The sequence below is a fragment of the Methylobacterium sp. P5_C11 genome (assembly GCF_054049775.1).
The window spans coordinates 128429-140932 of the sequence record NZ_JBFULS010000004.1; the positions used below are offsets into that span (position 1 = coordinate 128429).

Consider the following 12504-nt stretch of genomic DNA (forward strand, 5'->3'; position numbering starts at 1 on the left):
CGACCACGCCCTCAAGCAGGATGATCGGACACACCATGGCAGACAGGCAGAACGCGACGCGGTTGAAATGCGCCCTGGTGGTGCGCGGGGCCTTCGACGCGCATGTCATCCCGGCCTTCGAGGCCGCAGGTGACCGGGCGGCGATTCACTGGGCGCCCACCACCGTGATCATGAAGGCGCTCGCCGGGGGCGAGGCCGCCGACGCCGTCCTCGTCCTCTCGGACGCCATGGACCGGCTGGTCGCCGAAAGCCGGGTCGAACCGGAGACCCGGATCGACGCCGTCCGCTCCCGCTACGGGATCGCCGTGAAGGCCGGGGCGCCCCATCCGGACATTTCTTCTGTCGAGGCGCTGAAGCGCACCCTCACGGAGGCGCGCTCGGTGGCCTATTCCCGCGCGGGCGCCAGCGGCATCTATTTCGCCGGCCTGCTGCCGCGGCTGGGGCTCGCCGAGGTGGTCAACGCCCGGGCGACCATCATCCCGCAGGGCTTCACCGCCGAGAAGCTCGTCTCCGGCGAAGCTGACCTCGCGGTCCAGCAGATCAGCGAGCTGATGGTGGTGCCGGGGATCGAGGTGGTCGGGGCTTTCCCGGATCCGGTGCAGGAGGTGACGACCTTCTCGGCCGCGATCCTGCGCGGCGCGACCGACCGCGATGGGGCCGCCCGGTTCCTCGCCGGGCTGACGACGCCGGAAGCCGCAGCGGCATATCGCGCGAGCGGGCTGGAGCCGGCCTTCTGACACGTCGGGCGCGCTGAGAGGGCGAGATCCGGCGGCGGCGGCGCGAGCGCCGTGAAGCGATCCAGGGCGCGGCGACACCCGACTTCCGCGGGCCGCCCGCGACGCCGACGGCGCCCCCACACGGTTGACCGGGGCTTCGCGACCGCAAAAAAGTCCTTATGCTCGTGCTGTCCGGGCGACTATTCCCGTCCGAACGGATCGCGCCCTCCATGCTGAAGACAGCCTTCGTTGCCGCCCGCGACCGTCAGAGGCTGTCGGAGATCGCGACGATCCTGATCGGCTTCGGCGTCACCCGCGTCGTGGACCGGCTCGGCCTGCGCTACCTGCCACTGCTGCCGCGGCGCCAGCCTCGGGTCGACGTGACCCGCCTGTCCGAGCCCGAGCGGCTGCGCCGGGCGATCGAGGCCTTGGGCCCGACCTTCATCAAGTTCGGGCAGGTCCTGGCGAGCCGGCCGGACCTGCTGTCGCCGGCCTGGACCGAGGAGCTGCAGAAGCTCCACAGCCAGGTCGTGCCGGTATCGTGGGCACAGATCGGGCCGCAGCTCGAACTCGATCTCGGCGCCCCGCCCCAGGAAATCTTCGCCGAGTTCGACACGAACCCGATCGCCTCGGCGTCGATCGCCCAGGTCTACCGGGCGCGCCTGCATTCCGGCGAGGACGTGATCGTCAAGGTCCTGCGGCCGAACCTGCGCAAGATCATCGAGGCGGACTTGCGCCTGATGGCGCACGGCGCCCGCATCGTCGAGAACGAGTGGCCCGACATGGCCCGCTATCAGCCGCGGGAGCAGATGCGCCACCTCGCGGAGGGCCTGAACGGCGAACTCGACCTGCTGAACGAGGCGCGCAACTGCGAGCTGCTCGCTCAGATCTTCGAGGACCGCGACGACATCGTCTTTCCGAAGATCCACTGGGAATACTGCTCCGAGCGGGTGCTGGTGCAGGACTTCATCCACGGCATCCCGCCCAACGACGAGGCGGCCCTGCGCGCCGCCGGCGTCGACAAGAAGCTGCTTGCCCAGAAGGGCACCGACGCCTTCCTTCAGATGGCCCTGATCGAGGGCGTGTTCCACGCCGATCCGCATCCCGGCAACATGCTGGCGATGCCGGGCAACAAGATCGGCTTCATCGATTTCGGCATCATCGGGCGGTTGTCGCAGCGGCGGCGCTCGCAGCTCCTCGTGCTGATCGGTGCCATGCTCAAGCAGGACGCGGACGGCCTCATGGCCGTGCTCCTCGACTGGACCGGCACCAGCAATCCGGATCTCACCCGCCTCCAGGTTTCGGCCCAGTCCTTCGTGGAGAGCCACTCCTCGATCCCGCTGAACCTCGGGCTCGTGCTCACCGACTTCATGAACATGGCCCGCGAGAACGACCTCGCCATGCCCACCGATCTCGCCATCCTGTTCAAGGGGCTGGTGACCGCCGACGGCGTGATGCGCCACCTCGACCCGAACTTCGACCTGTTCGCGGCGGCCGGCCCCACGGTGCGGGCGAGCATGCAGACGCAGTTCTCGCTCTCGGCCCTCAAGCAGAAGGCCGAGGCGCTGGGCGTCGGCCTCTACGGCGCGGCGTCCGAGCTGCCGACCCTGATCCACCTGATGCTGGTGCGGTTGAAGCAGGGCCGCGTCACCGTCGAGATCGAGGTGAAGGGCCTCGACAAGGTCACCCGCGGCATCGAGCGCGCCGCCGCCCGTGTCGCCGTAGCCCTGGTGGTGGCGGCCTTCGCGACTCAGCTCGCGCCCCGCCTCATCGATCTCGGCACGCCGGTCTTCGTCTCAATTGGATTGATTATCTTCATCCTCGGGATCGGCTGGCTGGTGCTGCTGATGCGAAACAAGTAGCTGTCTTCGCACCCGCACAAGGCGAAAAAATCAGTCATCAGCCGAATCAAAATACCCGGCGCGATTGATTATCCGGCCCGTCATGCTAGCCTGACACATCCAACGATTCGCTCGGCAGCGGGCGGGATTCCGGCACAAGAAGCGGCTCGAACCGCCGGTGCTTCCCGCCTCCGATGTTGCATCGCCGCGCCTCGCGATCGGTGGACCTCCGGCGGCGCACGCACAGGCGCCTCGCCGGGACGACGAGGGGGGCGGGCGATGGGAGCGGGCATCGTATGGCCGCGGACCGACGGGGCGGAGCGCCGCGTCGATATGCTCGAAGCGGAGAATCGCCGCCTGCGCGGCTTGCTCACGCAGGCGACTTCGCAGGCTGACCGGGAGCGGCAGCGCAGCCAACGGCTCGGCCGCCTCATCGAAGCCGCCAGCCGTGTGGAGGCTGGACGCCTGGCCGCCGACCGCGTCGAGGCGCCCCGCGAACCGCCGCATGGATGCGATGCCGGCCACGTCGCCGAGGCGCGATCGCGCGGCGCCGGTGGCGGACGCCCGTCCGGGCCGCCGCAGGTCCTCAACGATTACCTGGAACTGCTCGACCGCGAGGGGTACCTGATCACCGCCAGCGAGGACGGTCCGGCCCTGTCCGCTGCCGAGGACGCGGCCGAGGCGATCGGCCGGCCCTGGATCGAGGCCTGGACGCGCGCCGAGGACCGGGAGGCCGCGGCGGCAGCCCTCGACCGGGCGCGGGCCGGACGGCCGAGCCGTTTCCAGGCCCAGACGGAGACCGGCGGCGTGATCCGGTGGTGGGACGTGGCCGTCACGCCGATCGGAGCGGCGCCGGACCGGCCCGAGCGGATTCTGGCCGTGTCGCGCGACATCACCGAGCTGAAGCTGACCGAGGCGCGCCAGACGCTGCTCATGCAGGAACTCGCCCATCGGATGAAAAACACGATGGCCATGGTCCAGGCCGTCGCGGCGCAGACCATGCGCAATGCGCCGTCGCTGGAAGCGGCCGGCGAGGCACTGGCGGCGCGGCTGCTGGCCCTCGCCAAGGCCCACGACGTGCTCCTGCAGGGCTCCTTCGCCCGAGCTTCCCTGACGGGTCTGGTGGAGGGGGCCGTGTCTCTCCACGGCGACGGCGTCGCCGGCCGCTTCCGCATCGCCGGCCCCGACCTGACGCTGGGTCCGCGGCACGGCATGACCCTGGCGCTCATGCTGCACGAACTCGGCACCAACGCGGCCAAGTACGGCGCACTCTCGGTGGCCGCCGGCTGGGTCTGCATCACCTGGAACGTGGCGGACGCGGAGGGTGTGCCGAAGCTCCGGTTCCGCTGGGAGGAAAGCGGCGGCCCGCCCGTGTCGCCTCCGACCCGCACGGGATTCGGCACCCGCCTTATCGCCCGCAGCCTCGCCCACAGCTTCGGCGGGACCGCGCACCTGACTTACCCGCGCGAGGGCGCGGTGCTGATCTTCGAGGCGCCCCTGGACGCCGTGACGGTCGCCTGATCGGGATCGGCAGGTCGGTGCTACGCGCTGAGCCGTTTCTGCGCCTGCAGATCCCGCAGGGCAGCGACCGTCCTGTCGCGCAGGCTTCTGAGGTGAACGAGGGAGCCCGTCAGTTCGTCACCGGCCATGGCGGACGCTTCCAGGTCGCGACAGGCCCTGGACAGTTCGGCACAGCCGAGCATGCCGGCCATCGAGACCATCGTGTGGGCCTCACGGCCGTAATCGTCATTGGGGCGATCCGGCCCTTCGAAGGCCGTGGCGAGGCCGATGACGAACCGGTCCAAGATACGGACGAGCTTCTCCTTGCCGATCACGGCGGTGAGTTCGTCGAGCACGTCCCGGTCCACCAGGGAGTGTGACACCGTCCGTCTCCAATAGCGGATCCGTGACACGATCCGGGACACGCGCAATCGGCGCGCGCGCTCCGGCTACTTGGATTACTCAGCAGCGTTTACACCGGCTTGCGTCGACTTTTCAACAAAGGGTGATCGGTTCGCGCGAGGCTGCAGGACGTCGTCCGCGGCCGTCGCAGGGCAGGCCCTGAGGCGTCGGATCGGTCGTCACGACGGCACCGCGCTTGCCAGCAACCGGCATCACGGCATTGCCGATTTTTAATGGAGCGGACATGCGACCAGATCATCAAATGTCTATTATCTGAATACGGAATGAACAAGGCGAGTGCAGATGAACGCCTTGCATCCGATATTGGAGGGAGATCAGATGATGATCCATCGGAAATCTATGGCTGCCGCCCTCATACTCACCACAATCCTTGGTGGAAGCGCCTACGCGGCCGAACAGACGACCCCGTCGCATGTCGGGACAGCGCCGGTGAGCCAGACCGCGATCAGCAAAGATGTCGGCAAACTCTCGCAGGACGGAGCCCAGGGCTTCAGGGATCTTCAACTCACCCGCCTCGCGATCTTCGAGGCCAATCCAGCCCAGGCCAAGGACCTGATTGCCAAGGCGCAGGCGGCTTTGGCGAAGGCCAAGACCGACGACGCGGTTTTCACGAAGGCCGAAGCCGACCTCAAGACACCCGGCGATATGGCAGGCAAGGCTGCCCCGCAGGCGACCAAGGCCGATGCCAAGCCGGCCTCCAAGGAGCAGGTCGCCTGGGTGCCGGTCGACGCACAGCTGACCTTGGGCGACGATTTCGTGGCCACGCCCGCCAAGGCCTCCGCTGTCACCGAGGCGAACAAGAATCTTGCCCAGGGCGACCAGAAGGGCGCCCTCGAGAAGCTCAAGCTCGCCGATGTCGACGTCAACTTCACCATGGCGGTCCTGCCGCTCGACAAGACGATCGACGACGTGGATCAGGCGGCGACGCTGATCGGACAGGGCAAGTATTACGAAGCCAACGCGGCCTTGAAGTCGGCCCAGGACACAATGCGGTTCGACGTGATCGATGCGGTGGCCGTGCCGCGGAAGGCGAACCCCGCGATGGCCGACAAGACGGCGCCGCAAGCCACCGGCGCGACCATCGGGGCCAAGTCCGGCCAGTGAACGTCCGTTGACGAACCGATCATCGCCGCAAGACCTCCGAGACCGGCCGGCGCAGCACGGATTGCGCCGGCCGCCCCTGGCCGCGGGTCCGGTCAGCTGTCTCGGAGGGGTTGCATGGGCAGGTTCTGGATCTCGGCCGTTTTCGGGTTCAACCTGATCTTGTCCAGTCCCCTGGCGGCATCCGCGCGGACGGCTGGCCTCCCAGTCTTCGGCACCCGGGCGATCTGCGCACCAGAGCAAAGGGCGGGCTCCGATCGCGTCGATCGCGCGAGTGACCGCGGCTGCCTATCCGACGAAACCGCTGCGCGGTGCACCTGGCTCAGGCGTTGGACGACCTTCGACGCAGCCGGACGCAGGACATACCGCGCGGAAAGGGAGATCGGCGGCGCACCTTCCTACGTGGCGATGCTAACCTGTCTGCAGCTCCGGAGCGACGCGCTGCCGGTCCGTCCATCGGGCTTTCCCGGGAACGGCGGCCCTGGGCACCGACACCGTCACCGCGTGAAGCCGGCCCCGGACAAGACCGAGCCTGACCGACCGGGCGCGGGCGCGTGACCCGGGCCGCAACGGCGGGAGACGATCATCGGGCGCCTCGATGGCCGGCGGCCGGTCGGGCTCGCCAGGCCGCCGAGTGGCCACGGTGGTGGACAATGGCTTAGGGATCGGGTCCTGGCGCACATGATGCCGCCGCGGGAGCCAGCGCCATGCCCGACCGGACTGCGCCGTGACCGCCTACAGCCTGCGCGCCCGGCTGCTCGCACTGTGGGTGCTGCTGCTCGCCTCCGCGGCCGCGACCGCCTACCTGATGTTCGGCGTGTACAGCCAATCGACGGGCGTCCAGGTCGCACAGGCCGATATCGAGGTCGGGCGGGCCTGCCGCGAGATCATCGACCGGTACGCCGCCCTGGTCCGGGGCCGCCGCGCCGGGATCGCGGCGGGGGACCTCGTCGGCGCCGTCACCGCGGCCCTCGCGGGCTTCCCCGGCATCGAGGGCGGGATCTGGAGCGCCACCGATGGGTCTATGGCCTACGCCTATCCGACTTACGAGGGGACCGGGCCGAAGACGGACCTTCCGGCGGCCGAGCACGACGCCATCGCGGCGCTGAACGCGCAGGTTCTGCGCGTCGACCACGCGGTTTCGGTGCGCCGGCCGAGCCGCACCCAGGTGCTGCTGCTCCAGGGCTGCGCCCTGCACGGGCCGACGGCCGGACTTACGGCGTGGTCCATGGGGCGGACGCACGTCACCGACGGCCCCACCTACACGCGCTTCCTCGCGGGTCTCGGCTTCCTGGCCGCGACCGTGCTCGGGTCGGCGGCCTTCCTGGGCTGGTTCCTGTACGGGTTCTCGGGACGGATCGCCCGGCTCGAAGCCGCGCTCGCCGCACCGCGCCCGGACGGCGAGGACCTGCCCCATCTCGACCGCACCGGCGAGCGCGAGTTCGACCGGCTGGTGGATGCCCTGAACGCCGCCGGTGGACGGCTGCGGGAGGCCCGAGCCCGCGTCGTGGCCGCCGAGCGGCTCGCCGCCGTCGGCCGGCTGGCGGCGAGCATCGCCCACGAGATCCGAAACCCGATCGCGGCGATGCGCCTGAAGGCCGAGAACGCCCTGGTGAGCGGCGATCCGCCCCGTGCCGCCGCGGCCCTGGAGGCGGTGCTGGGCCAGATCGCCCGGGTCGATACGCTGCTGCGCGACCTCCTCAACCTGACGCAGGCGCGCGCCCTCCACCGGACGCCGACGCCGGTGACGCCGCTCCTGGCCGAGTGCGCGCGCCTTCACGAGGACCTGGCGGCCGTGCGGGCGGTCCGGATCGCCGTCCTGGCGGAGGATCTGCCGGCGGCGGACCATCCGCATCTCGACCGCGGGCAGGTCGCCCGCGCCCTCGACAATCTCCTGCTGAACGCCCTGCAGCACGCGCCGCCCGGCGGCCAGGTTCGCCTCGATGCCGCGCGGGCCACGGTCGACGGCGCCGTGCGGTTGCACCTTCGCGTCACCGACACCGGTCCCGGGATCGATCCCGCGATCCGTGCCAGCCTGTTCGAGCCCTTCGTCACCGCCCGCCCCGACGGGACCGGGCTCGGTCTGGCGATCGTGCGCGAGATCGCCCTGGCGCATCGCGGCGAGGCCCGGCTGGTCGACGCCGCCCCCCACACCACCTTCCTCCTGGATCTGCCATGGCGACCATCCTGATCGTCGACGACGACAGAGCCCTGCGTGACGGGCTCGCCGAGACGGTGGCCGATCTCGGCCACACGCCCTTGCCGGTGGCCTCCGGCTCGGAGGCGCTAGCACGGCTGCGCGACGGCCCCGTGGCGGCCGTCCTCCTCGACCTGCGCATGCCCGGCGACCTCGACGGCATGGCCACGCTGGAGCGGATCCGCGCCCTGCCGGAACCGCCCCCCGTCACGGTGCTGACGGCCTTCGCCAGCCCGGCCAACACCATCGAGGCGATGCGCCTCGGCGCCCACGACCATCTCACCAAGCCGATCGGCCGTGCGGACCTCGCCGCCGTCCTCGACGCGATGCTGCGCGCGGCCCGGTCCGATCCGGGCGCCTCCGCCCCGCCGCCGGGGCACCCGGTGCTGATCGGGTCCAGCGCGGGCATGCGGAAGGTCCAGAAGACCATCGGCCTCGTGGCCGACAGTGCCTCGACGATCCTGATCCAGGGGGAGACCGGCACCGGCAAGGAAGAGGTCGCCCGGGCGCTGCACGCCTTCTCGCGGCGACGGGCGCGGCCGTTCGTCCCGGTCAACTGCGCGGCGATCCCAGCCGCCCTCCTTGAGAGCGAGCTGTTCGGGCATGTCCGTGGGGCGTTCGCCGGGGCGACCGCGGACCGCGCCGGCGCCTTCCACGAAGCGGAGGGCGGGACCCTGTTCCTAGACGAGATCGGCGACATGCCGGCGGCGATGCAGGCCAAGATCCTGCGGGTGATCCAGGATTGCGTCGTGACTCCCCTCGGGGGACGGGCCGCCCGGGTCGATGTCCGCCTCGTGGCCGCTACGCATCGCGACCTCCCGACCCTCGTCGCCGAGGGCCTGTTCCGCGCCGACCTGTACTACCGCCTCAACGTCGTGCCGATTACCCTGCCGCCGCTACGCGAGCGCCTGGCAGACATCGTGCCACTCGCCGAGCACTTCCTCCTCCCCTCCGGCAAGCGCCTGAGCGGCCCCGCGGCATCCCGCCTGCTGGCCTATGAATGGCCGGGCAATGTCCGGGAGCTGCGCAATGTCGTCGAGCGGGCGGCCGTTCTGGTGCGCGGCGGCGCGATCGCGGCGGACGCCATCGATCTGCCGGAACAGGCTGACCGCCGGAGCGACGAGACGGGACCGGCCGACTGGCTCGCCGGTGACCTGCCCGGGGCCGTGGCCCGTCTGGAGCGGACCATGATCGCCGCCGCGCTCCGCGACGCCGACGGCAACCGCGCCCGCGCCGCGCGGCGCCTCGGCATCCAGCGGCAGCTCCTCTACGCGAAGATCGAGCGCTACGGCCTCGGGGTGCCGGGCGCCGATCTGTCGGGAGAGGCGACAGCCGATGTCGCAAATCCCGACGCTTCGGGGGACGACGAGACCCGTTGAGGCTGTCCACACGAAGAGTTTCGGTCGAGCCCCGGCTCACGGCCGCTCCAGGCGGGAACCGATCGCGCGGGCCGACGTCGAGCACCGCGTGCGATGGTGCGGCCCCGACGGGCCGGCGCCGTCCGACGGTCGGGGGATCGCGGCAGGATGGACAGGATCGAGACAGGCGCGGGCGGCGACCGCACCCGGGCGCCCGCCGCGAAGGCCCTGCGCGGCCTCGACGCGCTGAACTTCTTCCTCGCCGACGTACGCGACGGTCTCGGCCCGTATCTCGCGATTTACCTGATCGCCGTGCGCGGACCCGACCAGGGCTGGAACGAGGCGACCACCGGCCTCGTCATGACCATCGCGGGCATCCTCGGCCTCCTGGCGCAGACCCCTGCCGGTGCGCTGATCGACGCCACGAACCACAAGCGCGCCGTGGTGATCGGCGGCGCCATCGCGGTGACCGCGAGCTGCCTCGTCTTGCCGTTCATCGCGAACTTCTACCTCGTGACCGCGACCCAATCGATCGCCCACGTCGCGGGCACGATCTTCCCGCCGGCGCTCGCCGCGATCACCCTCGGCCTCGTCGGCCCGAAGATGTTCGCCAAGCGGATCGGCCGCAACGAGGGCTTCAACCATGCCGGCAACGCGGTTTCGGCGGCGGTGGCCGGCGGCCTCGCCTACTTCTTCGGACCGGTCGTGGTGTTCTGGCTCATGGGCGTCCTCGCCGCCCTCTCGATCGGCGCCATGCTGATGGTCCCGGCCGACGCCATCGACAACGACCTCGCCCGCGGCATGACTGAGGACGAGGCGAAATCCCAGGCGGCGCAGCCCTCGGGCTTCAAGACGCTGCTGGGGAACCGTGCGCTGCTGCTCTTCGCGGTTCTCTGCGCGATCTTCCACCTCGCCAACGCGGCGATGCTGACCTCCGTTGGTCAGCTGCTGACCCACATCTCGGGCAAGGACCACGCGACCTCGCTGATCGCTGTCTGCATCGTGGCGGCCCAGTGCGTGATGGTGCCGGTGGCGATCTTCGTGGGCGCCAAGGCCGACGTGATCGGGCGCAAGCCGATCTTCCTCGCGGCCTTCGGGGTCCTCGCCCTGCGCGGCGTGCTGTACACTCTGTCGGACAACCCGTTCTGGCTGGTGGGCGTGCAGCTCCTCGACGGGATCGGTGCCGGTGTCTACGGCGCGCTCTTCCCGATCGTGGTAGCCGATCTCACCCGCGGCGGCGGCCGCTTCAACGCGGCCCAGGGCGCTGTCGCCACCGCCCAGGGGATCGGCGCCTCGCTCAGCGCGACGCTGGCGGGCGTGATCATCGTTTCGGCCGGCTACGCCACCGCCTTCCTGGCCCTGGCGGCCATCGCGGCGTTGGGATTTGTTCTGTACCTCGCCGTGATGCCCGAGACCCGGAGCACGGTCGCCGCCGGCGACAGTTCGGAGAGCGGAACCGGTCTCCCGCCCGCGGTGCCGGCGAACGCCTGACCGGCCGGCATCCCGCTCGCCGCAGTGCACTCGCCGGCCGCAGCGCGAGTCCCGGTTGCGCCGCGCTGCCCGGTGGCGCGGTCGCGCGGAAACGCCTGGTAGCGCTCGCTAAGGTCGAACGGACTCGCGGCAGCGCAACTCCGGCGAGCGCCGGGACGGTTTCGGACGGTCCTACGAAGCGACGGCCAAGTGCGGGGCTGTCTGCGCCGCCGCGATCGGCTCCGGCGGCGCCTTGCGCGACACGTAGTAGATGTCGACGGCACGCCAGAACGCGCCCTGTTCCTCGGCCGAACGGCGCGCGAGAGAGGCCTCGAGGATCGACATGGCAGCCCGTGCCGGCGCGCTCCGCTCGAGTTCCTCCAGCAAGTCGGCGAGATGGAGCATGGGGCTTACCTCCGAGCGGACAGCAAGCCTGAACAACGCCCGAGCATCCGTAACGATCCGCCGCCCGCGGGCCGTCGCATGATCCTTGCCTCGGGCGGTCGGGCGGCTACCATCCCCGCGTCGAGTCCGACTCGTTCCCCCTTCAACCGTCGAGGATCCCCGATGTTCTCTTGCCGAAGCGGCGCGACCCTTCCCCTGCGCGGAGCGGTCTTCGCCCTGGCACTGGCCGGCGGATTCGGGGCGGCCCCGCTCTGCGCCCGCGAGATGCCTGACGCCGGCACCGCGGTCGCGGCCAAGAAGCCCAATGTCGTGATTCTCGCCACCGGCGGCACCATCGCCGGTGCGGGCGCCGACGCGGCCAACAGCGCCACCTACACCGCCGCGAAGGTGCCGGTGGACAAGCTGATCGCGGCCGTGCCGCAGGTGAACACCATCGCCAATGTCCGCGGTGAGCAGGTCTTCCAGATCGCGTCCGAGAGCTTCACCGACGCCCAGCTCGTCCAGCTCGGCAAGCGCGTGTCGCAGCTCCTCAAGCAGGACGACGTCGACGGCGTCGTCGTCACCCACGGCACCGACACCCTGGAGGAGACCGCGTTCTTCCTCGACCTCGTGGTGAAGAGCGACAAGCCGATCGTGGTGGTCGGCTCGATGCGGCCCGGCACGGCGATCTCGGCCGACGGCGCCCTGAATCTCCTCGACGCCGTGACCGTGGCGGCCAGCAAGGAGGCGGTCGGCCAGGGCGTCACGGTGACGATGAACGACTACATCCAGTGCGGCCGCGACGTGAACAAGCGGACGAACATCGTCCCCAGCGCCTTCTACAGCCAATGGGGACCCCTGGGGATGGTGGTCGAGGGCAAGACCTACTTCTTCCGCTCGCTCTCGAAGCGGCACAACATGAATTCCGAGTTCGACATCGACCAGATCGACAGCCTGCCGCTGGTGGGCATCGTCTACGGCTCGGGCAACATGATCCCGGGCGTCTACGACGCGGAGGTCCAGGCCGGCGCCAAGGCGATCGTCAATGCCGGTACCGGCAACGGTTCGGTCCCCGGCTACCTCGTCGACAAGCTCAAGGACATCCGCTCGAAGGGCACGCTCGTGATCCGCTCGTCGCGGGTCCCGGACGGCTTCGTGCTGCGCAACGCCGAGCAGCCCGACGACACGTACGACTGGGTGGTCGCCCATGACCTGAACCCCGCCAAGGCCAAGATCCTGGCGGCCGTGGCGCTGACCAAGACCACCGACACCAAGGAGCTGCAGCGGATCTTCTGGGAGTATTGAATCCAGGGTCGCGCTGCGTCTCGAAGATTCGACTCCATCCGGAGGCATGCCTCGAAGGAGCGCTTCGAGGTGTGCTGACGTCTGGCGTCCAGGATGACCGACCGCCACGGCTTTCGGGCAAAGGCGTAAGGTCACCGTCTTTGCGAGCGCAGCGAAGCAATCCAGGGTCGCGCTGACCTGGGTCACTTCGCTCCGCTCGTGATGACGAT

The 12504-nt window shown here is 70.0% G+C and carries 10 protein-coding genes; 8 read left to right on the top strand and 2 right to left on the bottom strand.

Annotation, left to right across the window (positions count from 1 at the left end; translation table 11 throughout):
* The first annotated feature begins 35 nt into the window (after window positions 1-35).
* From ACXJKQ_RS04295 to ACXJKQ_RS04305, 3 genes are all read left to right on the top strand, one after another.
* Window positions 36-737, top strand: coding sequence for a substrate-binding domain-containing protein (locus ACXJKQ_RS04295; protein WP_457104536.1), 702 nt, complete (start codon window positions 36-38; stop codon window positions 735-737).
* Window positions 738-946: 209 nt separating this feature from the next.
* Window positions 947-2578 carry an ABC1 kinase family protein gene (locus tag ACXJKQ_RS04300; protein WP_457104537.1) on the top strand — a complete coding sequence of 544 codons (1632 nt, stop codon included), beginning with the start codon at window positions 947-949 and terminating at the stop codon, window positions 2576-2578.
* Between the two features lie 312 nt (window positions 2579-2890).
* A complete protein-coding gene (locus ACXJKQ_RS04305; protein ID WP_457104538.1) occupies window positions 2891-4078 on the top strand; it encodes a sensor histidine kinase in 1188 nt (395 codons plus the stop codon).
* A 20-nt stretch (window positions 4079-4098) separates the two neighbouring features.
* Here ACXJKQ_RS04305 and ACXJKQ_RS04310 read toward each other — a convergent pair whose 3' ends face one another.
* Complete coding sequence (locus tag ACXJKQ_RS04310) at window positions 4099-4440, bottom strand: Hpt domain-containing protein (protein ID WP_457104539.1); 342 nt, start codon at window positions 4438-4440, stop codon at window positions 4099-4101.
* A 469-nt stretch (window positions 4441-4909) separates the two neighbouring features.
* Here ACXJKQ_RS04310 and ACXJKQ_RS04315 point away from each other — a divergent pair, with 469 nt between their 5' ends.
* The 4 genes from ACXJKQ_RS04315 (at window position 4910) to ACXJKQ_RS04330 (ending at window position 10627) form a co-directional block, all read left to right on the top strand.
* A complete protein-coding gene (locus ACXJKQ_RS04315; RefSeq protein WP_457104540.1) occupies window positions 4910-5584 on the top strand; it encodes a YfdX family protein in 675 nt (224 codons plus the stop codon).
* A gap of 724 nt (window positions 5585-6308) precedes the next feature.
* Window positions 6309-7772, top strand: coding sequence for a sensor histidine kinase (locus tag ACXJKQ_RS04320; RefSeq protein ID WP_457104541.1), 1464 nt, complete (start codon window positions 6309-6311; stop codon window positions 7770-7772).
* Window positions 7757-9157, top strand: coding sequence for a sigma-54-dependent transcriptional regulator (locus ACXJKQ_RS04325; RefSeq protein WP_457104542.1), 1401 nt, complete (start codon window positions 7757-7759; stop codon window positions 9155-9157). Before ACXJKQ_RS04320 ends, ACXJKQ_RS04325 begins: the two co-directional genes overlap by 16 nt.
* A gap of 147 nt (window positions 9158-9304) precedes the next feature.
* A complete protein-coding gene (locus ACXJKQ_RS04330; RefSeq protein WP_457104543.1) occupies window positions 9305-10627 on the top strand; it encodes an MFS transporter in 1323 nt (440 codons plus the stop codon).
* Window positions 10628-10798: 171 nt separating this feature from the next.
* Here ACXJKQ_RS04330 and ACXJKQ_RS04335 read toward each other — a convergent pair whose 3' ends face one another.
* Entirely contained in the window at window positions 10799-11011 is a 213-nt protein-coding gene (locus ACXJKQ_RS04335) for a hypothetical protein (RefSeq protein ID WP_457104544.1), read from the bottom strand.
* 162 nt (window positions 11012-11173) lie between these two features.
* Between ACXJKQ_RS04335 and ACXJKQ_RS04340 the strand changes: the two genes are divergently transcribed.
* Entirely contained in the window at window positions 11174-12295 is a 1122-nt protein-coding gene (locus ACXJKQ_RS04340; RefSeq protein WP_457104545.1) for an asparaginase, read from the top strand.
* Window positions 12296-12504 lie beyond the last annotated feature (209 nt).